General features: G+C 62.3%; 26 protein-coding genes. 11 read left to right on the top strand and 15 right to left on the bottom strand.

Annotated elements, in window-relative coordinates:
* Positions 1–64: 64 nt before the first annotated feature.
* Together ACYQ47_RS13965 and ACYQ47_RS13960 are read right to left on the bottom strand one after the other, a co-directional pair.
* Positions 65–1105, bottom strand: coding sequence for an aldo/keto reductase (locus tag ACYQ47_RS13965; protein ID WP_459905708.1), 1041 nt, complete (start codon positions 1103–1105; stop codon positions 65–67).
* A gap of 29 nt (positions 1106–1134) precedes the next feature.
* The gene (locus tag ACYQ47_RS13960) at positions 1135–1932 is read right to left on the bottom strand and encodes an SDR family NAD(P)-dependent oxidoreductase (RefSeq protein ID WP_244831106.1); all 798 of its coding nucleotides are present in this window, start codon (positions 1930–1932) and stop codon (positions 1135–1137) included.
* Between the two features lie 105 nt (positions 1933–2037).
* On the opposite strand from ACYQ47_RS13960, the gene ACYQ47_RS13955 reads away from it, so the two are divergent.
* A complete protein-coding gene (locus ACYQ47_RS13955) occupies positions 2038–2586 on the top strand; it encodes a MarR family winged helix-turn-helix transcriptional regulator (RefSeq protein ID WP_250527139.1) in 549 nt (182 codons plus the stop codon).
* Positions 2587–2612: 26 nt separating this feature from the next.
* Here the strand turns inward: ACYQ47_RS13955 and aqpZ are convergent, their stop codons facing one another.
* On the bottom strand, positions 2613–3344 hold the full coding sequence (aqpZ, locus tag ACYQ47_RS13950) for an aquaporin Z (RefSeq protein WP_459905707.1): 732 nt from the start codon (positions 3342–3344) through the stop codon (positions 2613–2615).
* Between the two features lie 393 nt (positions 3345–3737).
* Here aqpZ and ACYQ47_RS13945 point away from each other — a divergent pair, with 393 nt between their 5' ends.
* The gene (locus ACYQ47_RS13945) at positions 3738–4484 is read left to right on the top strand and encodes a glucose 1-dehydrogenase (RefSeq protein WP_244831103.1); all 747 of its coding nucleotides are present in this window, start codon (positions 3738–3740) and stop codon (positions 4482–4484) included.
* A gap of 48 nt (positions 4485–4532) precedes the next feature.
* On the opposite strand, the gene ACYQ47_RS13940 is transcribed toward ACYQ47_RS13945, so the two are convergent.
* Entirely contained in the window at positions 4533–6104 is a 1572-nt protein-coding gene (locus ACYQ47_RS13940; RefSeq protein ID WP_459905706.1) for an alanine/glycine:cation symporter family protein, read from the bottom strand.
* A gap of 290 nt (positions 6105–6394) precedes the next feature.
* Between ACYQ47_RS13940 and ACYQ47_RS13935 the strand changes: the two genes are divergently transcribed.
* Genes ACYQ47_RS13935 through ACYQ47_RS13915 form a run of 5 tightly spaced genes read left to right on the top strand, consistent with a single transcriptional unit; the run spans position 6395 to position 11035 of the window.
* Positions 6395–7204, top strand: coding sequence for a class II aldolase/adducin family protein (locus ACYQ47_RS13935; protein WP_309964590.1), 810 nt, complete (start codon positions 6395–6397; stop codon positions 7202–7204).
* 31 nt (positions 7205–7235) lie between these two features.
* Positions 7236–8240, top strand: a complete 1005-nt coding sequence (locus tag ACYQ47_RS13930; RefSeq protein ID WP_244831100.1) for an aliphatic sulfonate ABC transporter substrate-binding protein — start codon at positions 7236–7238, stop codon at positions 8238–8240.
* A gap of 23 nt (positions 8241–8263) precedes the next feature.
* Positions 8264–9079 (top strand): ABC transporter permease, encoded by an 816-nt coding sequence (locus ACYQ47_RS13925; protein ID WP_244831099.1) that lies wholly within the window; start codon positions 8264–8266, stop codon positions 9077–9079.
* Positions 9080–9082: 3 nt separating this feature from the next.
* A complete protein-coding gene (locus ACYQ47_RS13920; protein ID WP_459905705.1) occupies positions 9083–9799 on the top strand; it encodes an ABC transporter ATP-binding protein in 717 nt (238 codons plus the stop codon).
* 39 nt (positions 9800–9838) lie between these two features.
* Positions 9839–11035 (top strand): acyl-CoA dehydrogenase family protein, encoded by a 1197-nt coding sequence (locus tag ACYQ47_RS13915; RefSeq protein WP_459905704.1) that lies wholly within the window; start codon positions 9839–9841, stop codon positions 11033–11035.
* Positions 11036–11058: 23 nt separating this feature from the next.
* On the opposite strand, the gene ACYQ47_RS13910 is transcribed toward ACYQ47_RS13915, so the two are convergent.
* The 7 genes from ACYQ47_RS13910 to ACYQ47_RS13880 are packed head-to-tail and all read right to left on the bottom strand — an operon-like array spanning position 11059 to position 18920.
* Entirely contained in the window at positions 11059–12357 is a 1299-nt protein-coding gene (locus tag ACYQ47_RS13910) for an NtaA/DmoA family FMN-dependent monooxygenase (RefSeq protein ID WP_459905702.1), read from the bottom strand.
* 15 nt (positions 12358–12372) lie between these two features.
* Positions 12373–13602 (bottom strand): acyl-CoA dehydrogenase family protein, encoded by a 1230-nt coding sequence (locus ACYQ47_RS13905; RefSeq protein ID WP_459905701.1) that lies wholly within the window; start codon positions 13600–13602, stop codon positions 12373–12375.
* Between the two features lie 10 nt (positions 13603–13612).
* On the bottom strand, positions 13613–14980 hold the full coding sequence (locus tag ACYQ47_RS13900) for an LLM class flavin-dependent oxidoreductase (RefSeq protein ID WP_310391113.1): 1368 nt from the start codon (positions 14978–14980) through the stop codon (positions 13613–13615).
* Positions 14977–16056 carry an ABC transporter substrate-binding protein gene (locus tag ACYQ47_RS13895; RefSeq protein WP_459905700.1) on the bottom strand — a complete coding sequence of 360 codons (1080 nt, stop codon included), beginning with the start codon at positions 16054–16056 and terminating at the stop codon, positions 14977–14979. Before ACYQ47_RS13895 ends, ACYQ47_RS13900 begins: the two co-directional genes overlap by 4 nt.
* Positions 16057–16087: 31 nt before the next feature.
* Positions 16088–16942 carry an ABC transporter permease gene (locus ACYQ47_RS13890; protein ID WP_459905699.1) on the bottom strand — a complete coding sequence of 285 codons (855 nt, stop codon included), beginning with the start codon at positions 16940–16942 and terminating at the stop codon, positions 16088–16090.
* Positions 16939–17844 (bottom strand): ABC transporter permease, encoded by a 906-nt coding sequence (locus ACYQ47_RS13885; protein WP_250493846.1) that lies wholly within the window; start codon positions 17842–17844, stop codon positions 16939–16941. Before ACYQ47_RS13885 ends, ACYQ47_RS13890 begins: the two co-directional genes overlap by 4 nt.
* The gene (locus tag ACYQ47_RS13880) at positions 17841–18920 is read right to left on the bottom strand and encodes an ABC transporter ATP-binding protein (RefSeq protein ID WP_459905698.1); all 1080 of its coding nucleotides are present in this window, start codon (positions 18918–18920) and stop codon (positions 17841–17843) included. The genes ACYQ47_RS13885 and ACYQ47_RS13880 overlap by 4 nt, the downstream gene beginning before the upstream one ends.
* Positions 18921–19145: 225 nt before the next feature.
* Between ACYQ47_RS13880 and ACYQ47_RS13875 the strand changes: the two genes are divergently transcribed.
* Positions 19146–20027, top strand: coding sequence for an alpha/beta hydrolase family protein (locus tag ACYQ47_RS13875; RefSeq protein WP_459905697.1), 882 nt, complete (start codon positions 19146–19148; stop codon positions 20025–20027).
* Here the strand turns inward: ACYQ47_RS13875 and ACYQ47_RS13870 are convergent.
* Entirely contained in the window at positions 20011–20718 is a 708-nt protein-coding gene (locus tag ACYQ47_RS13870) for a GNAT family N-acetyltransferase (RefSeq protein ID WP_459905696.1), read from the bottom strand. The genes ACYQ47_RS13875 and ACYQ47_RS13870 overlap by 17 nt on opposite strands.
* Positions 20719–20866: 148 nt before the next feature.
* Here ACYQ47_RS13870 and ACYQ47_RS13865 point away from each other — a divergent pair, with 148 nt between their 5' ends.
* The 3 genes from ACYQ47_RS13865 to ACYQ47_RS13855 all read left to right on the top strand — a co-directional run bounded on the left by ACYQ47_RS13865 (position 20867) and on the right by ACYQ47_RS13855 (position 22182).
* Positions 20867–21046, top strand: coding sequence for a CsbD family protein (locus ACYQ47_RS13865; RefSeq protein ID WP_244831087.1), 180 nt, complete (start codon positions 20867–20869; stop codon positions 21044–21046).
* A gap of 155 nt (positions 21047–21201) precedes the next feature.
* Positions 21202–21669 (top strand): zinc-finger-containing protein, encoded by a 468-nt coding sequence (locus tag ACYQ47_RS13860; protein ID WP_250467797.1) that lies wholly within the window; start codon positions 21202–21204, stop codon positions 21667–21669.
* 42 nt (positions 21670–21711) lie between these two features.
* Positions 21712–22182: a hypothetical protein gene (locus ACYQ47_RS13855; RefSeq protein ID WP_244831085.1), complete on the top strand. Its 471-nt coding sequence runs from the start codon at positions 21712–21714 to the stop codon at positions 22180–22182.
* A 2-nt stretch (positions 22183–22184) separates the two neighbouring features.
* Here ACYQ47_RS13855 and ACYQ47_RS13850 read toward each other — a convergent pair whose 3' ends face one another.
* The 3 genes from ACYQ47_RS13850 to ACYQ47_RS13840 are packed head-to-tail and all read right to left on the bottom strand — an operon-like array spanning position 22185 to position 25539.
* Positions 22185–23432, bottom strand: coding sequence for an enolase C-terminal domain-like protein (locus ACYQ47_RS13850; protein ID WP_459905694.1), 1248 nt, complete (start codon positions 23430–23432; stop codon positions 22185–22187).
* Between the two features lie 4 nt (positions 23433–23436).
* Positions 23437–24744 carry an MFS transporter gene (locus ACYQ47_RS13845; protein WP_244831083.1) on the bottom strand — a complete coding sequence of 436 codons (1308 nt, stop codon included), beginning with the start codon at positions 24742–24744 and terminating at the stop codon, positions 23437–23439.
* A gap of 27 nt (positions 24745–24771) precedes the next feature.
* Positions 24772–25539 (bottom strand): SDR family oxidoreductase, encoded by a 768-nt coding sequence (locus tag ACYQ47_RS13840; protein WP_459905693.1) that lies wholly within the window; start codon positions 25537–25539, stop codon positions 24772–24774.
* Positions 25540–25541 lie beyond the last annotated feature (2 nt).

Genomic DNA, 25541 nt, shown 5'->3' with positions numbered 1-25541 from the left:
TTTGAAAAGCCTCGCTTCATGCGAGGCTTTTTGTTTTTTGGGGCCGAGGCTCGCGCCCTTTTCTTCATCGAACAGGCGTCAGCGGATAATCCAGCAAATCCGCCTTGCCGCCCGCCAGCCGGCTGCGCGTTCTCTCCGCGTTCACCACGTCATGCGGAAAACCGAGCGGCGTGGCGCTTGCCGCATCCAGACGCGCGAGCTGCTCCGCACTAAGCGAGACCGCGAGCGCACCGAGGTTGTCGTCCAGCTGCTTCAAGGTACGCGGTCCGATGATCGGCAACACGCCCTTCGCGAGCACCCACGCGATCGCCACCTGCGCCGCCGATACACCCAGCTCATTGGCGATGGCGAGAACCGCGTCGACCGTGGCGGTCTTGCGCGCGTCGCTTTCGTCGTGGATCACGACACCGAGTCCTTGCTTGCGCCCCGTCTCGCCTTGCCGATACTTACCGCTCAGAAGCCCGCCTCCGAGCGGCGACCAGGCCACCGTGCCAAGACCGAAAGCCGCGGCCATTGGCAGCAACTCGCGTTCGACGGTGCGCTCGACCAGGCTGTACTCGATCTGCAACGCGCTGATCGGCGCCCAACCGCGCATCTCGGCGATCGTCGCCGCCGTCGCGACGCGCCAGGCGGGAAAGTCCGATAGCCCCGCATAGAGGATCTTGCCGGCGCGCACGAGGTCGTCGAGCCCGCGCGCGATCTCCTCGCTTGGCGTCACGCCGTCGGGCATGTGCACCCAGAGAAGATCGATGCGATCGGTATCGAGCCGTTTCAGGCTTGCATCGACCGCCTGCGCCATCGCCTTGCGGCTGTTGCCGGTGCGCTGCAGACCCGCGTCCGGCGACGCCCCGAGCGAGAATTTGCTAGCGAGCACGATGTCCTCGCGCTCCGCCTTGATGAACTCGGCGAGGATGGTTTCGCTATCGCCGAACTGATAGCTGTCGGCGGTATCGATGAAATTGCCGCCTGCCGCACGATACGTATCGAAGACCGTCTTCGCTTCGTCGCGCTCCGAGCCGTATCCCCAACCCGTGCCGAAGTTGCCCGTGCCCAGAGCCAGCGACGATACCTTCAGCCCCGTACTTCCGAAAATGCGATAACGCATGTCGATCTGCTCCTCTCCGTTTCCGGCGATCAGGCGCGATAGCGCGGCGCGGCGGTGCCGTTCTGCGATGCGCGGAATAGCGTTTGACGCGCTTCTTCGAAGCTGTGCAACAACTGCGCGTCGTGTACCGACGGCATGGTGATGGCTTCACCCTGATCGAAACCTTCGAGCGCGGCATCGACCATGTCTTCCGTGCGCATGACGGTGCCCGCCGCCAGCGAGTCGAGCGGCACGCCCGATTCGTCCCAGATTTCCGTGGCCGTCGCTGCGGGCAGCACCGCTTGCACCTTCACGCCGGTGTTCGCGAGTTCCAATTGCAAGCCGCGCGTGTAGTTCAGAACGAAGCCCTTTGTGCCGCTATAGACCGCGCTGACGGGCAAGGTGTCGAGCGCCAGCACCGAAGCAATGTTGATGATCGCGCCTTCGTTGCGCGCGACGAAACCGGGCACCACGGCTTGCGTCAGACGAACGAGCGCGGTGATATTGAGCGCGATCTGCGTGGCCGTATCCGCCACCGATGACTGCGCCACCGGCCGCAGCCGCGCGAGTCCCGCGTTATTGACGAGCACGTGGATGTTCGCTTCGGCCGCGATGCGCTGCTCGACGCGTTGCAGATCCGCCTCGCTGGTCAGGTCTGCGACGACCGTCTCGACGTTCACGCCATGCGCGCCGCCAATCTCGCTCGCCAGTTCGCGCAGACGGTCGGCGCGACGCGCGACCAGCCACAGATCGTAGCCGCGCGCGGCCAGACGTTGCGCATACACCGCGCCGATACCCGACGACGCGCCCGTGACAACCGCAATCTTGCGGGATGCTTGATTCACCATGACTTCTCCCTGACGAAGGAATAAACTGGAGTTAGTTGAGGGCTCAAGTATATGTGTATTTGCCCGAAGCTTGTCAAGCGCGAGGCAATCAACCATCCTATGCGTATGGAAAAGAAAGCTACATCTAAGGCACGAACGAAGCGTGCCGAGTCCGTTCCGACTATCGAGTCCGATGCCGCGGACGTGTTTGCACCGCTCGCCTGCACGAACACGGCGCTGCGCCGGGCATCGCGTCGACTGAGCCAGCTTTATGACGAGGCGCTCGCGCCGCTCGACATGAAGGCGACGCAAATGGCGCTGCTCTCGCAGATCGATCGATACTGCAAGGAGCACGCAAGCGAAGGACCGTCCCTGCAGGAACTGGCGTCGCGGCTCGGCATACAGGTATCGGCGGTGACGCATGCCATGCGTCCGCTCGTGCGTGACGAACTGGTGGAACTACGCGCGGATGCCGAGGACAAGCGCTCGAAGCGCTGTGTGCTTACGGCGTTGGGCAGAAAGCAATTGAAGGCCGCGCTCGCGTATTGGGTGGCTGCGAACCGGCGCGTGGATCGCGTGCTCGGAGCGGGCGCTGCGGCGACGTTGCGGACGCTTGCGGACAAGGTCGCATCGGATGATTTCTTCGAGGCTTATCAGGCCGACAGCGCGCGGTAGCTTCACCGCGCGCCTGGGGCTTGGCGTCAGCTCACCTTGCGGCCCACGATAGGCGCGGTGGGCGACAACGACCCGGACATCGCTGGATAGATCAGGCCCGCGAATACCGCGCCCACTATCGGCGCCACCCAGAACATCCAAAGTTGCTGGATTGCCCACATGCCCGCGAAAAGCGCGGGACCGGTCGAGCGCGCCGGGTTGACCGAGGTGTTGGTCACCGGAATGCTTACCAGATGAATGAGCGTAAGGCAGAGTCCGATGGCGATCGGCGCGAAGCCGACCGGCGCGCGCTCATGCGTGGCCGCGAGAATGACGAACACGAACATGAACGTCATCACGACTTCGGACACGAGTCCCGCGCCTAGCGTGTACTTGCCGGGTGAATGATCGCCGTATCCGTTGGCGGCGAATCCCGCGAAGCGGTCGAAGTCCGGCGCACCCGCGGCGACATATGCGAGCACGGCCGCGCCCGCTATAGCGCCAAGCACCTGAGCGACGATATAAGGACCGACATCGCGCGCGGGAAAACGGCCCGCAACCGTCAGGCCGATTGTGACAGCGGGATTAACATGGCATCCGGAGATGGGACCGACGGCGTAGGCCATCGTGAGAAGGCTCAGTCCGAACGCGAGCGACACACCAAGGAGCCCGATTCCGACAGTCGAGAATTTTGCCGCGATAATCGCGCTGCCGCATCCGCCCACCACCAGCCAGAACGTTCCGACGAACTCCGCCAACATTCGATTCTGTAGAGGCATGGCCTTTCTCCGCAGGTTAGTCGCAGTTTAGTAAGTAATACCAATCTATCTGAAGTATGTGGAGCCGCTGTTGAATAAGCAGCCGCCGAGATCGCACCTTCTGTGCTCCTTAAGAGTATGCGAAAGTACGCCGATTGCCAGCCGGATGTTTCAGAATCGGTAATGCTCGCCATTGGGCCCTTTCACCTCTGAAGAATGCGCAAGCCGCGTGGTAATTCATCGTTCAATGAATAACCAGCGTTCGATTGTTCGTTAAATCCCGCAAATCAATTCGTCATATCGGGCTTTTTCAAGATGTCGCTCACGGATACATTGCTTCTCAACGCAAGCCGGCCTGAACCTGATTCAACGCCGGCTTAACTTTCAGCGAATCATCGATAAAGGAAGACAGACATGGGCAAGCTCACCGGCAAGGTTGCAGTCGTAACGGGTGCATCGAAGGGAATTGGCGCGGCAATCGCCAAGGCGCTCGCAGCAGAAGGCGCTTCCGTCGTCGTGAATTACGCAAGCAGCAAGGCGGGCGCGGATGAAGTGGTCGCGGCCATCACCGCGGCAAACGGCAAGGCGACCGCAGTGGGCGGCGATGTGTCGAAGTCGGCGGATGCGCAAGGAATCGTCAATGCCGCCGTCGAAACCTACGGGCGGCTGGATATCCTCGTGAACAACTCGGGCGTGTACGAGTTCGCACCGGTCGAGGAAATCACCGAGGAGCATTACCATAAGCAGTTCAACGTGAACGTGCTCGGTGTGCTGCTGACGACCAAGTTCGCTGCGGCGCACCTCGGCGAAGGCGGAAGCATCATCAACGTGAGTTCGGTCGTGTCGCGTATCACGCCGCCGCAAAGCGCGGTTTATAGCGGCACGAAAGGCGCGGTCGATGCCATCACCGGTTCCCTCGCCCGTGAACTCGGCCCGAAGAAGATCCGCGTGAACTCCATCAACCCCGGCATGATCGTGACAGAAGGCACGCAGAGCAACGGCATCATCGGCTCCGACTTCGAGACTCAGATCGTCGCTCAAACGCCGCTTGGCCGCGTTGGCCGCCCGGACGATATCGCGACGATCGCGGTATTCCTGGCCTCGGATGATTCGAAGTGGATCACCGGCGAGCAACTGATCGCCAGCGGCGGTATGCGCTAAGTTGAGCGGTAACGGGTCCTCGCGAGAGGACCTTCGATCACGCCGCCGTTAGCGGGTTGTCTGCTGCGGCGGCGTGGCGCTTTTCCGATCGTCCAGCCAATATTCTGTCTTCACGCCAATGTTCGCCGAGACGAACCTCCCGCCGCTTCCCTTCCGATAATCCGCCAGCGCGCGATACACGAGCCGTTGCCCGGCCAGCACGATCGGAACGTTGAGCAGCACCATGACGATATTCATCAGGTCCGACAACGCCCACAGGTTCGGCAATTCGAGGCCCGCGAGCACCGTCAACGCGCCGAACGGCACGAACACGAGCGAGCCGACGACTCTTATTCCCACGATGAACGCGCGCCCACGCGAGATGAAATTCGCGGAAATCTCCGCGAACGAGATCATGCCGAGCAACGTGGTGAACGCAAAAAGGCCGTAGCACAGACACATCACGATGCGGATCACGTGGCCCACCGACTCAGGCACCAGCGCCTGCACGGAAGCCAGATAAACCGTGATCTTCGATGCCCTCACCGATTCCCACGCCTGACCATCGACCGTGCCGGTCCACACGTGCGCCATCACGACGATGAAGCCCGTCATCGTGCAGATGACCATGGTGTCGAAGAACACGCCCAGGCTTTGCACGAAACCCTGTTCGCACGGGTGATCGTTATCGGCAATAGCGGCCGCCATCGTAATGGTGCCCTGTCCTGCTTCGTTCGACATCAGCCCGCGCTTCACGCCCTGCGCGAGCGCCGTGCCAATAGCGCCGCCGAACAATGCATGCGGCGCGAACGCCCCGACCACCACTTCGCGAAAGAAGTACGGAATGAGCGGCAGATTAATGAGGATGATGACGAGCGACATCAGGCAGAAGAGCGCGGCCTTGATCGGCACGAGTACATCGGTATAAGCCGTGACTCGCCGAATGCCGCCCATGATGATGAACGAACACGCGACGATCAATCCGCCCGCAATGAAGTAATACACCGCCGATTGCCGCGCGAGATGCGTGCTGGCGACGGTATCGGCAATCGTGCCTATCGCGGTGAACACGTTGAACGTTTGCGGCGGCACGTTGAAAAGCGCATAGACGATAAACACGAGCGACAGAAACGTGCCGACAATTCGCCGGTCGCCGAGAATGCGGCGTCCATAAAACGGCAAGCCGCCGACGAACTCGTTCTGCTTTCTCTCCTTGAAGAGTTGCGCCAGTGTGGATTCCATGAATGCGGTCGCCATGCCGAAGAACGCCGCGACCCACATCCAGAATAATGCGCCTGGTCCGCCGACGGAAATCGCGCCCGTGATGCCGACAATATTTCCCGGTCCCGCGCGCATCGCGAGTCCCAGCATGAACGATGCAAGCGCGCTTACGCCCGTGCTCGATGTCTGCCGGCGCAACATGATACGCACGATCTTGCGCATATTCATGGTCTGGACGAAGCGCGTGCGAATGGAGAAGTAAATGCCGACGCCAACCAGCAGCAGTATTGCGAAGGGGAACTGTCCGAGAACCGGAATCTGTGAATAAGCTTTGAAGTTGGTGGGAAAGTCCCAGAGAAAATCGGAAATGGGCGCGATGAATGCGAAGAACGCATTCACGGATTGGAAAAGATTTTCCACGCAGGCTTATCCTTTGTTGCTGCGACCTGTCCTGTAGGACGGTCGAATTGCAAAAATCTGGCTGATTGCGAGAGCATTGATGCGACCGGCTACGGGCGCGGGCGCTAATTATACTGTCACGCCGCGTCTCAAATAGTCCTGCATTCACGCGCGATTATTTACAAAGCTGTCCCCATCGCATAACTAATCAAGCCGCGCGCTCAATAGCGAATCACCTTTCGATGTTTGTTCGCGCACCTGCATGCCAGCAGAATGCCCTTCTCCATCGAATGCAAGGAAAGGTGACTGCAATGGCCGAAGCGGACAGCGCGACGCTCGTGGATATCGCGGAAATCGCGGAAATCGAACGATTCGAACAGACAGGACGCATCGATCTTGCGGCCGCGCATCGCGCAGCGGTCATGCACGATCTGCACGAAGGCATCGCCAATCATTTCTCGCTGTCGCTGCCCGATCCGCGCGGGCGCTTTCTCGTCGCGCCATTCGGTTTGCATTGGTCAGAAGTCAAGGCCAGCGATTTCCTCACGCTCGATTACGACGCCAACCGCATTGCCGGAGAAGGCGTGGTGGAGCAATCGGCGCTATGCATTCACCTGCCGATCCATCAGGCAGATCCAGTTCGTCATGCCGCCGTGCTGCATACGCATATGCCCTACACGACCGCGCTCACGCGTCTTGCGGATCAGCGGCTGTTGCCTATCGGCCAGGCGGAATTGCTGCTGCTCAAGCACATTGCCTACGACGACGAATACACCGGGCTAGCCTACGACATCGAGGAAGGGCGGCGTCTTGCCGACCGTCTCGGCGACAAGAGCATCTTGTTCCTGGCGAATCATGGCGTGATCGTCACGGGGCGCAGCGTGTCGCAGGCGTATGACCGTCTTTATCTGCTCGAACGCGCGGCGCGCTTTCAGGTGCTCGCGTATTCAACCGGCAAACCGCTGCGGCTTTTATCGCAAGAGCAGCAGGACAAGGTGCATCGCCAATACACGGAAGCGGCAAAGGAAGGCGCGGCTTGGTCCGGCAAGCCCTACCACGTGCTGCATTTCGAAGCGCTCAAGCGTCTGCTCGATCAGCGCAATCCCGGTTACGCCCTCTGACTTCCCGCCACTCTTCTGCCGACATACCCACGTGACCGACCAATCGACCAACACCGTTCTATCCGACGACACTCCCGGCTCTTCGACTCGCCGCAAGCTGATTCTCGGCGGCCTCGCCACGGCGGCGGGCTTCATGATAGGCACGTCCGCGCGCGCGGCTCCGGTGCTGCGCGTGGGCGACATGAATTCCATCGGCTGGAAAGCCTTCCTCGAAGCCTCCGGCGAAGCGAAGAATCTGCCGTACGAAATCGAGTGGAGCAAGTTTCCCGCAGGCCAGCCGGAATTGCAGGCCTTCAACGCCGACGCACTCGATGTCGGTCAGACCGGCGACAGCGTGTTCCTCTTTGCATATGCGGCGGGTTGCCCAGCGCGCGCGGTCAGCGCGATTACCTTCGCGCCGAGCTTCATTCCGCTGCTCGCGCAACGCGACTCGGGCATCCGCAAGGTCGCGGACCTGAAGGGCAAGAAACTCGCGGTCAATGCAGGCGGCGGGCCGCAACTGATGGCTTACGGTCTCATCGAAAAGGCGGGGTTGAAGCGGGAAGACGTGAACCTCGTGTTCCTCGATCCCGGTGCCGCGAAGCCCGCATTTGCCGCCGGCGCCGTCGATGCGTGGCTCACCTGGGCGCCATATTCGACGCTTGCGATCCAGCAGAACGGCGCGTATCCCATCGCCGATCTGCGCGACGTCGACTATCTCTATAGCGGCAACAACTTTCTGCTCGTGCATGAGAAAGCGGCGCGCGACAAGCGCGATGCGATCCGCGACTTCCTCGCTCGCAGCGAGCGCGCGCAACGTTGGGCGCTCGCCAATGTCGATGCCGCCGCCGCCGCGCTCGTGAAGGACACGCATCTCGATCCCGCCACCGCGAAGTCCTTGCTCGCCGAGTACAAGCCGACGCCCGCGCCGCTCGATTCCAACGTGCGCAACGCGCTTCAGCACGCCGCTGACGGTTTCTATCGCTACGGCATGATCAAGCAGTCGATCGGCAACGTGAGCACGGCCTTCGATGGCCAGCTCGCGACGCGGGCATGAACACTTTCCGGAGGATTCGTCTCATGTCGCATCCAACACTTGCCGTCGAAGGCCAAGCCGCGCCCGCGCCGCGACGCGCCGCCGTATTGCGCTGGCGGCGGCTAGTCGTGCCGGTGGCGTTGTTGTCGGCATGGCAACTGGCGTCGTCAACCGGGTTCGTCAACGAACGGCGCTTCTCGTCGCCCGCGCAGATTGCCACGACGCTCTGGGAACTCGCAGCCAGCGGCGAACTCGGCACGCATCTGCTCGCGTCGCTGGCGCGTGCGGGAAGCGGGCTTGCCATCGGCCTCACGCTCGGTGTCGCGCTTGCGCTCGTTAGCGGTCTCTCGCGCCGTGGCGAGGATTCCGTCGATGCCCTTTTGCAAATGACGCGCACCTTGCCGCATCTGGCGCTCGTGCCGCTGTTCATCCTGTGGTTCGGTATCGGCGAGACACCGAAGATCGCGCTCGTCGCGCTGGGCTGTCTGATACCGGTCTACCTCAATCTGTTCGCGGGTATCCGCAGCGTCGATGCCAAGATCGTCGAGATGGCGAGCACGCTCGGCCTCACACGTGCCGAGCAGATTCGCCATATCGTGCTGCCGGGCGCATTGCCTTCGTTTCTCGTCGGCTTGCGCTATTCGCTGAGCATTGCGTGGCTCTCGCTCGTGGTGGGCGAGCAGATCAACGCGTCGAGCGGGATCGGCTATCTCGCGATCACGGCGCAGAACTACATGCGTACCGACATCATTATGGCGTGTCTCCTGATCTATGCACTGCTCGGACTCGTCACCGATGCCCTCGTGCGCGGCGCCGAAAAACGTCTGCTTGCATGGCGGCCATCCACGATCAAGGACTGAGCGATGACCACACGCGATCCTATCATCCGTATCCGGCAACTGACGCGGCGCTTCGGCGCGCACACCGTACTCGACCGGCTCGATCTCGACATCGAACGCGGCTCTTTCGTGGCGTTGCTCGGCCGTTCGGGTTCGGGGAAGTCCACCTTGTTGCGCACGCTGTCGGGCCTCGATGAAGCACCCGCCGGCACGGTCGACGTGCCGGACAAGCGCGCGGTCGTGTTTCAGGAGCCGCGTCTCGTACCGTGGAAAACCGTCGAGGAAAATCTTTCGCTCGGTTTGCGCAAGCCCGACGCGCGCGCCGTGATCGCCGCGGCACTCAACGAAGTGGGCGTCGGGCATCGGCTGCATGCATGGCCGCTGACGCTGTCGGGCGGCGAAGCGCAACGCGTGGCGCTCGCGCGTGCGTTGGTCCGCGATCCGAAAGTCTGGCTACTCGACGAACCGTTCGCCGCGCTCGATGCCCTCACGCGCATCCAGATGCAGCGGCTCATTGCGCACGTGTGGAAAGCGCATGCGGCGACGGTGCTGCTCGTCACGCATGACGTCGATGAAGCGCTGCTGCTCGCCGACCGCGTGCTCGTCCTGGAGCATGGCCGCATTGGCAGCGATATCGACATCGCGTTGCCGCGCCCGCGCGTGTCCACCGATCCTGCGTTTGCGGCGCTACGCGACCGCTTGCTCGCGACGCTCGGTGTGCCCGCCGAAGCGCACGCGTAATCCGACATCTTTCCCTCTCATCGTTCAAGGAAGATCAACGTGACCAACACCGCACCATCTGCACTCGATGTCCGCGACTTGCGCGCGCTTTTGCCCTGGGTCGCCGATCAGGAAGCGCAACCCGGCCGCGACACGGCCGCCTTCAAGGCCACGATGCAGCGCCTGAAAGACGCGCGCATCGGCGCATTGCGTTTGCCGCGCGAACGTGGCGGCGCCGCGTTGACGCTCACGCAGTTATTCGACTTCGTGATCGATCTTGCAGCAGCCGATCCGAATGTCGCGCACGCGTTCCGCAACCATCTGAATCTGGTGGAAAGCCTGCTGATCGACCATAAACGCCTTCCCGCATTCGATACCTATCTCGACCGCGTCGCGCGTGGCGAGACTTATGGCGCATCGGCGACGGAACTCGGCAAGCGCAACGTAGGCAACTTCGACTACGACACAGCGGTCACGTCCGGCCCTGACGGCCTGCGTCTGAACGGCAAGAAGTTCTACAGCACGGGCAACCTGTATGCGGACCACATCTATGTCTATGCAGTCGATGAAGCCGGCAAGCAGATCAAGGTCGTCGTGCCCGCCACGCGCGAAGGCGTGGATATAGCGGACGATTGGGACGGCTTCGGTCAGCAGTTCACGGCAAGCGGCTCGACCAACTACACGAACGTGAAGGTGTTGCCCGACGAGATCGTCGATAACAGCCGCGTCACCGCGCTGCCGTATGTCGCGACCTTCGCGCAGTTGTATCTCTCGGCGGTGGTGGCGGGCATTTTGCAGCGCGTTGTTTCCGATGCCGCGCACTTGCTGAAGTCGCGCGAACGCAACTTCTATCACGGTGTTGATGAAGTACCCGCCAACGACCCGCTTCTGCAAGCAGTGCTCGGCCGCATCGAAAGCGTGGCGCATCTGGCGCGTGTGAGTGTGCTTGAAGCGGCGCAATGGCTCGAACGCGGCTTCGACAGCGCCGCATCGGGCGATGTCTCCTCCCATGCGTTCGAGCGCGCCGCCAACAGCACGGCGAAGTCGAAAGTGGTGATCGACGAACTCGCCTTGCGCGCAGCGGGAGAACTGTTCGAACTCGGTGGCGCTTCGAGCACGCGCGTGAGCCAGCGGCTCGACCGGCATTGGCGCGCGTTGCGTACGGTGACGGCGCACAATCCGCTCATCTTCAAGGCGCTTGCAATCGGCAGGCAGGCGGCGCATGGCACGCCGCTGCCCAATCTCTCCTACTTCTGAATCATGCTCGCGTGCCGTGCAAGTCAACCCGCCTTCACGCGTTCGCGCAACGTCGCATGTTCATACGACGCGGGCCGCAAGCCGCGTCGCCGCAACTCGGGGACCACGAGATCGACGAACTCGTCCATGCAGGCAGGCAACGCGTGCGTGATGCAGATAAAGCCATCGCCGCCGCCTTCATCGAGCAAGGTCTGCAACTGATCCGCGACTTCCGACGCCGTACCCACGACATGCGGTCCCTGTCCCGCAGCGAAATGACGCGCGATCTCGCCGAGCGGCGTATGCGGCGCAAAGTCTTCGGTGATGGTGGAAAGATGCCCGCGAATGCCGCTCGTTTCGCCGATATCGGGAAACGGCGCGTTGGCGTCGAAGCGCGAGAGGTCGGTGTTGAGAAACGCGGACAACATGGTGAGGCCCGCTTCGACCGTCACGTTGTCGCGAATGGCCTTCTGCTTCTGCAAGGCTTCTTCGCGAGTCTGCCCAACGATAGGCACGACACCCCACAAAATACGCACATCGCCCGCGCTACGTCCGGCTTTCGAGGCTTCGCCCTGCACCTTGTCGACGAACTCGCGCATGCCGCGCGCCGAATGCCGCAAGCCGAACACGAGTTCCGCATGCCGTCCCGCGAATGCCGCGCCCGCGCTCGATGAACCCGCCTGCGCAATCAACGGCCTGCCCTGCGGCGAGCGCGGCACCGTGAAGCGCCCCTGGCTCGCGAAGAAGTCGCCGTGAAAGTCGATCCTCGCGACTTTCGATGGATCGGCGAACACGCCCGACGCGCGGTCCGCGACGATCGCGTCCGGCTCCCAGCTATCCCATAGCGTCTGGCACAGCTTGAGATACTCCTCCGCGCGCCGATACCGCGTGTCGTGTTCATCGAGCTTCTGCCCGAACTGACGTGCTTCGGGTTCGCCCGCCGTGGTCACGAGATTCCACCCCACGCGCCCTTCGGTCAGATGATCGAGCGTCGCGAACTGCCGCGCGACCCAGTACGGCGGCAGAAACGCGGTACTCAGCGTCGTGATGATGCCAACCGACTGCGTCACACGCGCCATGATCGGAATGAGCGGCAGCGGGTCATGTCGCGGACATTGCACGGCCCAGCGCAAGGTGTCGTCACTGTCGCCGCGATACGTCTCGTAGATCGAATACGAATCCGACAAGAAGATGGTGTCGATGCCGCCGCGCTCCGCCGTGCGCGCAACGTGCTCCCAATACGCCGGACGGTCGTAGCGCAAGCCCTGGAACGAGCGCGGCAAACGCCATTGCCCGACCGTGTGCGGCGAAGCCGAATGCGACAGAAAGAATGCAAGCAGCACGATATGTGTCCTTGTTTAGCGCGTAGAAACGTTCGGACGCTCGACGCCGAGAACGTGTCGCGCAACCACGCCTTTTTGCTTGTCGATCGAATCGTGCAGCGTCAGCGTGCGCGCGTTGCGCCAGTGCCTGTCCGCCGCGGCGCGCCTCGTAGCCGAACGCGCGCCGCCGATCTGAAAGAGCCGCGAACCCGCCTCGATGGAACTGCCGCTCGCATGCACCTTCGCCTGATAAACGGCGACCAGCACCTCGGCAATATCCGCTTCGCCGCGCGTGAAGGCGTCCATCGAACGGGCTGCTTCGTTGATCAGCGCGCGGCTCGCACTCAGCGCGATGCGGATATCGGCGACATGCGCCTGAATCGCGGGCTCCTCGGCGGCGCGTGCGTAACCGTTGGTCGGCTTCTGCACGTTATTCACGAAGTGCAAGGTATCGTCGAGCGCCGCTTCGCCGATGCCCGCGAGAATCGCCGCAAAGCCGAGTTGATAGAGCGGCGCGAAGATAGCCGCAGCAGGCACGCTGGCCGGATTGCCCGCAACCCAGCGGCCATCGATCACGCTTTCGTTCACGACGAGCCGACCGCTCGATGTGGCCCGCTGACCGATGCCGTCCCACGTATCGAGCACGTTCACCGCTTCGTGACTGCGCGGCAGCAGCACGAGAACGGACTCGGGCGGACGGCCTTCGTCATCGGTCACGGTCGCGCACTGGAAGAGCGCATAAGTGCAGCCGACCGAGCCTGTCGCGAAGGCTTTTTCCGCCTTGACGCGCCAGCGGCCGTCGTCGAGACGCTCGGCATACGACTTGAGGTTCGTGCGCTTGTTGTCGTACGTGAAGCGCTCGTCGGGTTCGGCGGCGGTGAAGCAGAAGGTCGCGCCATCCTCGCGCACGGCGGCGGCGAGTTCATCCACAAGTGCGGAATCGGCCAGCATTTCCAGCGTGAAAAGCGCGCCTGTCTGCACCGTATAGAGCTGCGCGGTGTTGCTGCAGGCGCGCGCGATCGATGTCACCGCATCGAAGAAATGCGTGAAGCTCGTGCCGCGTCCGAAGCCCGCTCCGCCGCGTTCCAGCGACAGACCCGCTGCGAGCAGACCCGCATCGTGCAAGGTGCGGATGTTGTCATAGGGAAACGTCGCGGCTTCGTCGGTTTGCGCACTGCGTTGCTTGAGCACCGGCGTGGCTTCGGCAACTCCACGATGCAGGCGCGCGATGGCATCGGAGAAAATGGTTCGATCGATCTGGTTCATGTCGGCTGTCTCAAAGGTCGCGATATTGCGCGCCCGGATGCGTCGCTCGCAGATGAGGTCCGCGCCCGGCAAAGAGCTTCTCGCGCAGCGTGCCCTCGGCATACTCGGTGCGATAACGCCCGCGATTCTGCAGTTCCGGCACGACGAGATCCACGAACGCATGCAGGCTTTCGGGCATCACGAGACGCCGCAGATTGAAGCCATCGACGCCGGTTTCATCAATCCATGCAATCAACTGATCCGCCACCTCGCGCGGATCGCCGACGATGAACGGCCCGCGTCCGCCGATCTGATCGAAGCGGCTCATGTCGCGCGGCGTGATGGGCCGGCCTGCACGCTTCGTGAGATTCTCGACGGTCGACTGCAGCGCGTTGCTCTTCACATAGCGAATCGGTTCGTCCAGATCCAGTTCCCCGAAGTCGATGCCGGTCCAGCCCGACACCAGCGCAAGTTGTCCCAACGTATCGACGTATTCGGCATACTCGGCCTGCAATTCGCGCGCTTCCTTCGACGTGCGCGCAACCACGACGGTCGCGCCGAGATAGAGCAGCACATCGTCGGCAGCGCGGCCTGCATCGACTGCATGCTGGCGGATGTCGCGCGCCGCCGCCGCGACGATGGCAGGCGTCTGTCCTTCGAGAAACACGCATTCCGCATGCTTGCCTGCGAACGCCTTGCCGCGTCCCGACGCACCGGCCTGATACAACACCGGCGTGCGCTGCGGCGAAGGCTCGGTGAGATTGAAGCCATCGACACGGTAATACGGGCCTTCATGCTTCACGCGCCGCACGCGCGACGGGTCGGTATAAGGGTGTCCCGCACGCTTGTCGCGCACCGCCGCGCCTTCGGCCCAGCTTCCTTCCCACAGCTTGTAGACGGCTTCGAGGAAGTCCTCGCCGGCCGCGTATCGCTCGTCGTGCTCGCGCGCTTTCGCGAGACCCATGCCACGCGCCGCGCTTTCCAGATAACCCGTCACGACGTTCCAGCCCGCACGGCCGCTCGTCAGATGATCGAGCGTGGAAAAGCGCCGCGCGAACTGATACGGATGCTCGTACGTGAGGTTCGCCGTCACGCCGAAGCCGATGTGCTTCGTCGCATAAGCCATGGCGGGCACGGTCAGCAACGGATCGTGCGAAGGCGCTTGCGCAGCCGCGAAGAGCGTGGCGTCGGTGCCGCCGCCGTAGACATCGTAGATGCCGAAGACATCGGCGAGAAACACGCCGTCGAAGAGACCGCGCTCGGCCGTCTGCGCGAGTTCGACCCAGTAGCCGAGCGTGTTGTGTTCGAGCGAGCGGTCGCGCGGATGCCGCCAGAAGCCCGCCCACGAATGCGCGGGTGCGTTCATGTGGAACGCGTTGAAGTGGATGTGCTGGGTCATTTTCTGGAGACGATGGTCCGGTTCCACGAGTCCTGCGCGCGATCGAACGCGCCCCAGAACTTGTTCCAGTCCGGGTGATAGAGCGCCTGGGCTTGCTCCGGCTTGTAGATGAGCTTGGCCGCGAGTTGCGGGTCGGCTTCGATCACGGGCGCAAGCAGGCGGTTGGTCGGGCCGTAGTAGAAGTCCGTTGCGTTGCCGAGCTGATAAAGCGCGCCGTAGATCTCGTTTAGGAACTGCGCCGCGAGGTCGGGATGCGGCGTGCCCTTGACGATATCCGCCGTCGATGCGAACGCGATGGAGCCTTCCTTCGGACGCACCGCGCGCGCGGGCTTGTAGGCATCCTGAAGCGCGTAGGCACGGCCATCGGCAATGACGGTAAGCCAGATATCGCCGGACTTGATGAGTTGCTCCGCCTGTTGCGAGGTCTGCCAGAACGTGCGCGCATTGACCTTCGCAATCTCCGCAACGGCCTTGTCGAGATTGCCTTCATCGCCGCCATTCAGACGCGACGTTTCGATCAGCAGCGCGCGGCCCGCGCCATTGGCGAGATCGGGCAACGCAACGTGACCCGCGAGCTTCGGGTTCCACAAGTCCTTCCACGATGACGGCGCGGGAATGCCTGCTTGCTGAAACTTGTCCGCGTTGTAGACGAAGATCGCCGAGACGAAATCGAAGTCAGGCGCATAGCCCTGCGCGTTCTTCGCGAGATCGAGCGCGAAATTCACGTTCGGCACTTTCGCCGGATCGAGCTTTTGCAGCACGCCTGCCTTGATGGCTTGCGCGCGCACGTCGCCGTCGAGCAACACGACGTCATAGGGCACGTTGCGGCCGTTCGCGGCGACGAGCTTGGCGACGTGATCGATCGACGCGCCATCGATGAATTGCACCTTCACGCCCGTTTTATTGGTGAAGATGTCGCCCGCGTATTTGATCTGCGTCTGCGTGGACTTGCCGCCCCACGACGACACGCGCAGCACGATGTCTTTGGGGTCTGCGCTCTGCGCATGCGCGAGCCCGGCAACGAGGGATGCGGTCAGTGCGAAGAGCCCGAGCGCGAGCCTGGCGATAACTTTCAAGAATGGCCTCGTGAGGAAAGAAGGAGAAGGCTCAACGCCGCGAAAAGAGACGTTCGAGACGGAAGAAACGATTGAGCAGCAACGCGAGCGCGGCCCAGAACGCAACGATCAGCGTGGACAGCGCGGTGACTGCGTTATCGAACTCCACTTCCATCGCGTTGAAGAGCTTGACGGGCAAGGTCGGACGGCTCGGGTTGCCCATGAACCATGCGACCACCACGTCGTCGAACGAAAGCACGAAGGCGAACAGCATTCCCGCGATCACGCCGGGCAAAACGAGTGGCACGGTCACGCGCCAAAACACTTGCCAAGGCGTGGCGCCAAGGTTCTGCGCGGCTTCATCGAGCGCATTGTCGTAGTGCGCGAAGCTCGCGACCACCGAGCGCACGACGAGCGGCAAGGTGAACACGGCCTGCATCAGCACGATGGCCGCGCTCGTTCCGTTGAGTCCGATGTCGTGCCAGTCGGCGGCGAGCATGAAGAACTTGAAGCCCGCCACCGCAATGACGATAGTCGGCACGCCCAGCGGCGCAACGCATAGCGCATTCACGATGCCGCGCCCCGCATAACGTCCGCGCACGATCGACAACGAAAGCGGCACACCGACGAGCGTGGCGAGCGCGGTCGTCGCCGTGCCCAGCGCGACGCTGTAGCGAAGCGCAGCGTAATAGTCCGGCGAGATCGAGCGATACCAGTGGAGCGTCCAGTCGCTCGGCGGAAACGCGAGCGCGCCGCTCTTCGAAAACGAAGCACTGACGATGCCGATAAACGGCAGCAGCAAAAACACGGGCACCGCGAAGGTCGCGATACGCAGCAGCCATTTCAACGCGCTCGATGCGGCATCGCGATGCCAGACGACGGCCGACGTACTCGCTTGGGTACTCATGTCCGCGCTCCGCTCATGCGCACGGCAAGCAGCATCGATGCGAGCGCGGCGATCATCGTCAGGATGGCCGCGGTCGAGCCGACCGTGTAGTTCAGCACGCCGTGCATCTGCTGATCGATGTAGAGCGCCATGAACATCACCCGATGCCCGCCGAGAATGCCCGGCGTGACGAGCGCGCTGATCGCGGCCATGAAGACCATCGACGCGCCCGCCGCCAGTCCCGGCCGGCACAGCGGCAAGACCACGCGCACGAACGCCAGAAAAGGCGTCGCGCCGAGATTGATGGCGGCTTCCTCGAGCGCGGGATCGATCTTGCGGATGGCGCTCGTCAGCATCAGCACCATGAAGGGAAACTCCACGTGCACCATGCCGATGAGCGCGCCGGTGTAGTTGAAGATCCACTGCACGGGTTCCTTCACCACACCGGAACCCAGCAAGAGCGTATTGAGCATGCCGTGTTCGGTAAGCACCGGAATCCAGCCGAGATTGCGGATCACGGCGCTGATGAGCAACGGCAACACCGTCACGAACAAAAGCGGCGTGCGCCAGCGCGAACGCGTGCGCGCAAGGTAATAGCTGAACGGAAAGCCGAACACCGCGCAGATGATCGCCGTCAATGCGCCGAAGACGAGCGTGTCGAGCAGGATCTGGAGGTAGTACGCATCAGAGAGAAAGCGCGCGTAGTTGGAAAGCGTCCATGTGTCGTCGACACGGCCCATCGAGCCGCCGCCGTGCAGCGACAAGATCAGCAGATAGCCAATAGGCGCGACGAAGAACACGCCAAGAAACGCCAGTCCCGGCAAGGCGAGCGCGCCGTAGGCGGCGCCCCTGCGCTTCGTCGCCGAAAGCGGCGAAGGCGTCGCGGCGAGATCGCCGCCTGTCAGCAAGGCATCGTTGCTCATGTGGCGGCCTCGTCGCGCAAGAGGACGGCATCGCCGTGGTGCCAGCCGAGCGTGACGGTATCGCCAGCGGCGGGTGCCGCGCGGCCCGACGTGCGCACGATGAGCGGCTCGCTTGCCTGCGTGCGGACTTCGAGATACCAGCCGTCGCCCGCATACGTGGCGAGTTCCACGCGGCCCTGCACGCGGTTCGGCAAACCCGCGCCGATCTGAATGCGCTCCGGCCGCAACGCGAGCAACAGCGGTTCGCCGGGCGCGGGCGTTGCGCCGCCGGCGAGATCGACATCGAATGGTTCGGCCGTCTCGCGGCTTTGCACGCGTAGGCGGCCATCGGCGCCGAGCGCGCCCGCCGTCACCGCGACGAGATTGATCTTGCCGATGAAACTCGCGACGTAGCGATCCACCGGCCGGTCGTACAGTTCCTGCGGCGAGCCGATCTGACTGATACCGCCCTGCCGCATCACGACGATGCGATCCGAAAGACTCAGCGCCTCGCTCTGATCGTGCGTGACGAAGATGGTCGTGATGCCCACTTCGCGCTGAATGCGCTTGATCTCCGCCTGCAATTCCTCGCGCAGTTTCTGATCGAGCGCGCCGAGCGGTTCGTCGAGCAACAGCACGCGCGGATTGATGACGAGCGCTCGTGCCAGCGCGACACGCTGCTTCTGCCCGCCCGATAGCTGGTCCGGGTAACGATCCGCATAACCCGAAAGGCGCACGCGGTCGAGCGCTTCGGTGGCGCGCCGTTTGATCTCCTTGCCCGGCAGCTTGCGCACGCGTAGACCGAAGGCGAGATTCTGCGCGACCGTCAGATGCGGAAACAGCGCGTACTGTTGAAACACCATGCCCGTATTGCGCCGATGAGCCGGAACCTGCGTCACATCCTCGCCGCCGATATGGACCGAGCCCGCATCCGGCGTGACGAAGCCCGCGACCATGCGGAGACACGTCGTCTTGCCGCATCCGCTCGGGCCGAGCAAGGTGAGGAATTCGCCGTCGCGCACGGAAAGCGAGACCGCATCGACGACCGGTGCGCCGTCGTAGCGCTTGATGACGCTATGCAATTGAACCGTTGCCATGGACGCTCTGAGATGCAGCGCGTGGCCGCGCCGGTTGAATGGAACGAGCACTGGAGAGACGCGTCGTCGCAGAGCAAAAAGAATAAGAGCCGGCATGCCGAGGCCAAACCAATTTTCCTGGCTTAGAAAAGTGATGGCGCGGTGATAAACGAATTCACCGATGGGTGATTAACTAAGGAGACGATCTGATACATTGCGCATCACCCAGACGCTCGAACTCCGCTCATGCGCCTTTCAGCCCTTGTGTTTGTCGCGCTTGCCGCCGTCTCCGTCGCGCGCGCGGACGAACCCGAAAGCCTCGCCGCCGATTTGCATGAAACCGTCGTGCAGGTTCCGATGATCGAGAAAGGCTTGTTCGGCGACTCGCGCCGTGAGCTGGTCGCGACGCTCTATCAGCCGGATGGCGCGGGGCCGTTTCCGCTCATCGTGCTGAGTCACGGCAGTCCGCCCGATCCGCTCAATCGCGTGAAGACCGGGCGTTATCGGCTGATTCCGCAGATTCGTACTTTCGTGGAGATGGGTTTCGCCGTGATCGTGCCGATTCGCCGAGGCTATGGCGCGACGGGCGGCACGTATGCCGAGAGCACCGGCAAGTGCGTCAATGCCGACTACGAAGCATCCGGCAATGCAGCCGCACAGGACATTCTCGCGACCATCGCGTATGCGAAGACCCTGCCGCAAGTGGACGGCAACCGGATCGTGCTGGCGGGGCAATCTGCGGGCGGGTTTTCTTCGCTGGCCGCGGCGAGCTTCGATCCGCCCGGCGTGATAGCGGTGCTCAACTTCTCGGGCGGACGCGGCGGCGATCCGGCGAGGCATCCAACCGTGCCGTGCGCCCCGGACAACATGCTGAGCGCGATCACGCACTTCGCGGGCACCGTGCGCGTGCCGGTGCTTTGGCACTATGTCGAGAACGATCAGTACTTCGGCCCGGACTACACACGAAGCTGGTTCAACGCATTCCAGCAAGCAGGCGGCCAAGGTCAGTTCGTGATGGAGCCGCCCTACGGTGAAAACGGTCACGGAATGTTCGCGTCCCGCGCGGCCATTCCGATCTGGCTGCCTTACGTGCGCAATTTTCTCGCGCCTGTCATTCAGATGCGTTGACTCTCAAGCTCGCAAGCGATGCGCGTTGCTTGCCGTCGGCGTCGAAGTTGTCGTCGGCGAGCCAGCGTTCGAATGCGGCGCGCACCGTGGGCCAGTCTTTATCGATGATCGAATACCACGCGGTATCGCGGTTACGCCCCTTGTACACGATAGCTTGCCTGAAGATGCCTTCGAACTCGAAGCCGAGTCGCAGCGCCGTCTTGCGCGATGGCGCGTTCAGGCTGTCGCATTTCCATTCGTAGCGCCGGTATTGCAGGGCTTCGAACACGTAGCGCATCAGCAGATACTGCGCTTCGGTCGAGATGCGCGTTTGCTTGAGCAGCGGCGAAAACGTCACGCTGCCCACTTCGATCACGCCATGAACCGGCTCGATGCGCATCAGCGCGAACGTCCCGACTGCCTTGCCGCTGGATTTATCGATGACGGCGTAGTGCAACGGATCGGCCGATGCCGCCGCTTGTGTCAAATACGTGCGGAACGCCGCAAACTCCTTGAACGGACCGGTGAACAGATAGGTCCAGTCGCTCGGCTCGCTGTACGCGTGGAAAAGATCCTGCGCATGTGCGCCGACATCGAGCGGCACGATCTTGCAGTGCGTGCCTTCGATGACGATTCGCGCGGGCCGCTCGCGCGTTTTCCAGTCGGTCACGGCATCGCCGATAGCTTGTTGGTACTCGTTGGTTCTTGCCATACGCCGGAAGTCTCCTCTTTCAGTTGAATTTGCAGTGTAGTGTGGCACGAACAAAAACGACCGATCGTTCGCAGGGCAGGCCCGTGTTTTGCGATAAGGATATTTGTGGAGGCAAACCGTCCCACGCAACCATTCAAGGAGGTTCACCATGAACAAGGATCAAGTTAAGGGTACCGCCGAAAAGGTGAAGGGCAAGGCGAATGAGGCGGTCGGCAAGATGACTGGCGACACTGCCCAGCAAGTGAAGGGTCAGGTCCAGCAAGGCGCCGGCGAAGCTCGCAAGCAATACGGCGACGTCAAGGAAGAAGTGAAGAAGGACCAGCGCTAAGTCGCTAAATGCCTCCAGGAGTGAGCCTTGAGCCGCTCCCTGCAAGTCGAGGTTTGATGCCGGCACGAGAGCTTCGCGCTCACTTGCCGGCATCGTTTCATTTCGCAGTTTGCGTTTGATATATTGGCCGCTTCCGTCCCTCGACTTATTCAACAATGCGAGTCGGCCGCCCGGTCAAACCTCTGCCTCATCCCAATTGCGACTATTGCGGCGCGCCCGCGACGCTTGTTCGCTCGGACGATGAAATCTACCCGTATCGCGACGATCACGGCCCGCTCTGGGTCTGTGCGCCTTGTCAGGCGTGGATCGGTGTTTTCCCGCGCAGCACGCGCCAGGTTCCGCTCGGGCGTCTGGCCGATGCCGCTTTACGCGATCTGAAGACAAAACTACACGCTGCCCTCGAACCGCTCGCCCAGGCAAAAGTGCGCCGCGACGCGTGCAATATTTTCGAAGCCCGCGCAAAGGGCCTGAAGTGGCTCGCGCAGCAAATCGGCGCCGATACGGTAAAACCGTCCATCCACTCGCTGGATGCGGCGCAGTGCGAGCGCGCCATTGCGATCCTCGAAGAATTTGCACGCACACGCCAAAACAACCCTTCAGAAAACGCGTGGGACGAACGTTAACGAGAGAAGTCAACCACGACGGCGCTTCTTTCGCTTATACGCATGTCACGCACCCTTCCTTTTCAGCGTTCGCCGCAGGCTTCGCGCGCGCGGCTGTCCAAAGCGCAACTGCTGCCGATTCCTCGCGCGGTAGCCAACGAACTCGCGTTGCAAGTGCATCTGTCATTGCAAGCGCTGCGTGCCGGCGCCACCGACATCGCACCCGCCCAGCAGATCACTGAAGCAATGCTGCTCGCGCGCTTCCTGTCCGAAGCGGGTCACGGCGACTTCTCCCACGACGCGCTGATGGCCGCGGACCGCATCATGGCCGAAGTATTCGATGGCGGCCGCGAATCCGGCACGTGGACCCTTGCGCCGGAAGCATTCGAGCAGATCGCGGCAATCGTCTCCTTGTACGATCATCAGTTGCAGCGCGCCACGCTCGCCGCCCTGACGACGGCAAGCGAGCGCCTCGACCGCTTCAAGGCCGGCGAAGCGTATCAACCGATGCAGCAACGCCGCGCCTTGAGTTAGCTTCAAGGCGTTTGCAGGCTGCCGTCCATGAGGCGCGTTTGCGTCCATACGGTAACGTCGGCCTCGCAGGGATATTTCGCGGCTTCCTTCTCGTCGATATCGACGCCCAAGCCTGGCTTGTCGTTCGCATGAACGTAGCCGTCGCGAAACTCCGGCAGGCCGGGGAACACATCGAGCAAGGCGGCACGCGGCCCTTTCAGACTCTGGATCACGAAGTTGGGCGGCTCCGTGCCCGACCATTCCTGCACGCCAAAATTACGCGATGCCAGATCGATATGAATATTCGCCGCATGCGCGAGCGGCGACATATCGCCTGGACCGTGCCATGCCGTGCGCACGCCGAACTGCTCCGCGAAAATCTGCAGCTTGCGTCCCGCCGTGATGCCGCCTATCTGACTCAGATGCACACGCACGAAATCGATCAACCGTTCAGTGATCAGAAAACGCCATTCATAAGGGTTGTTGAACAACTCGCCTTGCGCGAGCGGCGTCGTGGTCTTCGCGCGTAGCTGGCGCATCCATTCGCCTTCTTCCAGCGCGATCGCATCTTCGAGAAAAAAAAGTTCATACGGTTCCAGCTCGCGTGCGAAGCGAATTGCTTCCACTGGCTTCAGGCGCTCGTGCACGTCGTGGCACAGCGCGACATCGAAACCGATCTTGCTGCGAATTCCATCGAAAAGCTTCAGCGTATCGCGAATATATTTGCGGCTGTCGAGATAGATGCCATCGGGCGCGCCGCGCGGTGCGCTCTGCGGTGCCTTGCCGAAACCGCCACCGCCATAACCACCGCTTTGACAGCGAATATGCGTGATGCCCTGCTCGCGATATCGCTGAATGTTCTCGCAGAGTTCGTTGAGATCGCGACCATCCGCATGACGATAGATCGGCACGCCTTCGCGCACCTTGCCACCGAAAAGCTGATAGAGCGGCATGTTCGCAAGCTTGCCCTTGATGTCCCACAAGGCCATGTCGATGCCGGAGATCGCGTTGTTCTCTATCGGCCCGTTACGCCAGTAAGCGTTTTGATGCATGAGCTGCCATTGCTCTTCGATAGCTTGCGCATCGCGCCCGATGAGCAGCGGCCGCAAGTACTCTTCGATCAGACATTTGACCGCGAGATGCCGGTAGGCGAAGGTCGCGCAGCCGAGCCCATGGAGACCGTCCTGATTCGTCTCGACCTTCACGACGAGCAGATTGATGCCTTCCGGCGCGGTCAGTATGACTTTGACATCGGTGATGAGGATGGCCATGACGTTACTTCGCAAGAACGGAAGGCGTGGACTTGCCCGCGCCTCCCTTGGGCGTGGAACGTTCACCGGTGGTGGCGGGCACGAGCATCATCAGCACGACCGAAGCGAAGAGCGCCGCAGCCATGAACACATACGATGCGGACGGACTGCCCGTCGCGCCATTCAGATAGCCGACGACCCACGAACCGCAGAACGCGCCGAGTGCGCCGCATGCATTGATGAGTCCGATCGCCCCGCCAAGCACGTTGCTCGGAATGAGTTCCGGCACGAGCGCGAAGAACGGTCCGTAGGGCGCGTACATGGTGCCGCCCGCGATCACGAGCAAGCCGAACGAGAGCCAGAAGTTGGAGCTGCCGACGAGATAGGAGCCGACGAACGCGATCGTTCCAATCAGCAGCAGCGGCCACACGAAGAGCTTGCGATTACGCGTCTTGTCGGAGAGCCACGATGCCAGCAGCATCAGGATGATGGCCGCGAGATAAGGCACCGCCGCGAGCCAGCCGACCGACACGATGTCGATGGTCGAGGCCGCCTTCAGGATGGACGGCAGCCACATGATGAAGCCGTACACGCCGATACTCCACAGCGCGTGGATAGCGCAGCACTTGAGCACGATGGACGACCGAAACGCCGACTTGTAATCGCGCACGGGTGCGATGTGCGCCTGTTCCGAGACGAGACGCGCTTGCAGTTCGGCTTTCTCGGCGTCGCTCATCCAGGTGACTTCGGAGGGACGGTCCTTCACCGTGAACCACCACACCACGGCCCATGCAATAGCCGGCACGCCTTCGATGATGAACATCTCGCGCCAGCCGAAGCTTTTCACGAGATAGCCCGAAACCACCGACATCCACAGCACCGTCACGGGGTTGCCGAGAATGAGGAACGTGTTCGCGCGCGAGCGTTCGGTGCGCGTGAACCAGCGGCTGATGTACATGAGCATGGAAGGCATCACCGCCGCCTCGACGATGCCGAGCACGAAGCGCAGCACCATCAGCATCGGGATATTGCTCACCATGCCCGTCAACGCGGCGCACACGCCCCAGAGCACGAGGCTGATGAAGATGAGTTTCTTGACGCTGTTCTTTTGCGCGTAGATCGCGCCGGGCACTTGAAACAAGCAGTATCCGAGAAAGAACAGCGAGCCGATGAGCGACGACGTCGCATGCGTGATGCCGAGATCGCGGTCGATGCCCGCCGCAGCCGCGAAGCCGTAATTCGCGCGATCCAGATACGCAAGACTGTATGTGATGAAGATGATGGGCATGAGATACCACCATCTTTGCGGTGCCACCGTTTTGACGCTATCCATGTTGTCTCCAAGATTCATGGTGATACTTCAAAGCACGGCGAGCCAACCGCCATCGACATAAATGATCTGGCCGTTCACATAGCTCGATGCAGGCGACGCGAGATACACCGCCGTGCCGACGAGTTCCTCGGGCTTGCCCCAGCGTTGCGACGGATTGCTTGCCTTGACCCATGCGTCGAACTGCACGTTATCGACGAGCGCCTGATTCATGTCGGTGAGGATGTAGCCAGGGCCGATGGCGTTCGCCTGAATATCGAACGCGGCCCATTCGGCGCTCATGGCGCGCGTGAGCATCTTCACGCCGCCCTTGGCCGCCGTATAAGGCGCGACGGTGGCGCGCGCGCCTTCGCTCGTCAGCGACCCGATGTTGATGACCTTGCCACCCTTGCCGCGCGCGATCATGCGCCGCGCCGCTTCCTTCGCGACGATGAACGCGCTCGTGAGATTGGTGTCGATCACGCGTTGCCAGTCCGCGAGCGCGAGTTCGACGAGCGGCTTGCGAAACTGGATGCCCGCGTTATTCACGAGGATATCGACCTCGACGCGTTCGGCGTCCCATGCCTCGAAGGCGGCGGCGACCGCGGTTTCGTCGGTGACATCGAATGCACGGCCTTGCGCCGTGGCGCCCCGTTCGCGCAGACGGCGCACGGCTTCATCGACGGTATCGGCCCGCGTGCCGTTCACGATGATGCCCGCGCCCGCTTGCGCCAGGCCTTCCGCCAGCGCAAAGCCGATGCCGCGCGCCGATCCCGTTACGAGCGCGGTGCGGCCGCTCAAGTCGAACAACTGTGTCATGC

The sequence above is a fragment of the Caballeronia sp. HLA56 genome (assembly GCF_054655155.1).
This window is presented reverse-complemented; position numbering and strand designations above follow the sequence as displayed.

Bases quoted from the DNA above. Each gene is read 5' to 3' on its own strand.
- ACYQ47_RS13870 (WP_459905696.1), bottom strand. From the start codon at position 20,718: ATGGCAAGAACCAACGAGTACCAACAAGCTATCGGCGATGCCGTGACC.
- ACYQ47_RS13885 (WP_250493846.1), bottom strand. From the start codon at position 17,844: ATGAGCAACGATGCCTTGCTGACAGGCGGCGATCTCGCCGCGACGCCT.
- aqpZ (WP_459905707.1), bottom strand. From the start codon at position 3,344: ATGCCTCTACAGAATCGAATGTTGGCGGAGTTCGTCGGAACGTTCTGG.
- ACYQ47_RS13890 (WP_459905699.1), bottom strand. From the start codon at position 16,942: ATGAGTACCCAAGCGAGTACGTCGGCCGTCGTCTGGCATCGCGATGCC.
- ACYQ47_RS13855 (WP_244831085.1), top strand. From the start codon at position 21,712: ATGTCACGCACCCTTCCTTTTCAGCGTTCGCCGCAGGCTTCGCGCGCG.
- ACYQ47_RS13880 (WP_459905698.1), bottom strand. From the start codon at position 18,920: ATGGCAACGGTTCAATTGCATAGCGTCATCAAGCGCTACGACGGCGCA.
- ACYQ47_RS13875 (WP_459905697.1), top strand. From the start codon at position 19,146: ATGCGCCTTTCAGCCCTTGTGTTTGTCGCGCTTGCCGCCGTCTCCGTC.
- ACYQ47_RS13965 (WP_459905708.1), bottom strand. From the start codon at position 1,105: ATGCGTTATCGCATTTTCGGAAGTACGGGGCTGAAGGTATCGTCGCTG.
- ACYQ47_RS13850 (WP_459905694.1), bottom strand. From the start codon at position 23,432: ATGGCCATCCTCATCACCGATGTCAAAGTCATACTGACCGCGCCGGAA.
- ACYQ47_RS13960 (WP_244831106.1), bottom strand. From the start codon at position 1,932: ATGGTGAATCAAGCATCCCGCAAGATTGCGGTTGTCACGGGCGCGTCG.
- ACYQ47_RS13840 (WP_459905693.1), bottom strand. From the start codon at position 25,539: ATGACACAGTTGTTCGACTTGAGCGGCCGCACCGCGCTCGTAACGGGA.
- ACYQ47_RS13865 (WP_244831087.1), top strand. From the start codon at position 20,867: ATGAACAAGGATCAAGTTAAGGGTACCGCCGAAAAGGTGAAGGGCAAG.
- ACYQ47_RS13845 (WP_244831083.1), bottom strand. From the start codon at position 24,744: ATGGATAGCGTCAAAACGGTGGCACCGCAAAGATGGTGGTATCTCATG.
- ACYQ47_RS13925 (WP_244831099.1), top strand. From the start codon at position 8,264: ATGTCGCATCCAACACTTGCCGTCGAAGGCCAAGCCGCGCCCGCGCCG.
- ACYQ47_RS13905 (WP_459905701.1), bottom strand. From the start codon at position 13,602: ATGAACCAGATCGATCGAACCATTTTCTCCGATGCCATCGCGCGCCTG.
- ACYQ47_RS13945 (WP_244831103.1), top strand. From the start codon at position 3,738: ATGGGCAAGCTCACCGGCAAGGTTGCAGTCGTAACGGGTGCATCGAAG.
- ACYQ47_RS13935 (WP_309964590.1), top strand. From the start codon at position 6,395: ATGGCCGAAGCGGACAGCGCGACGCTCGTGGATATCGCGGAAATCGCG.
- ACYQ47_RS13920 (WP_459905705.1), top strand. From the start codon at position 9,083: ATGACCACACGCGATCCTATCATCCGTATCCGGCAACTGACGCGGCGC.
- ACYQ47_RS13955 (WP_250527139.1), top strand. From the start codon at position 2,038: ATGGAAAAGAAAGCTACATCTAAGGCACGAACGAAGCGTGCCGAGTCC.
- ACYQ47_RS13860 (WP_250467797.1), top strand. From the start codon at position 21,202: ATGCGAGTCGGCCGCCCGGTCAAACCTCTGCCTCATCCCAATTGCGAC.
- ACYQ47_RS13900 (WP_310391113.1), bottom strand. From the start codon at position 14,980: ATGACCCAGCACATCCACTTCAACGCGTTCCACATGAACGCACCCGCG.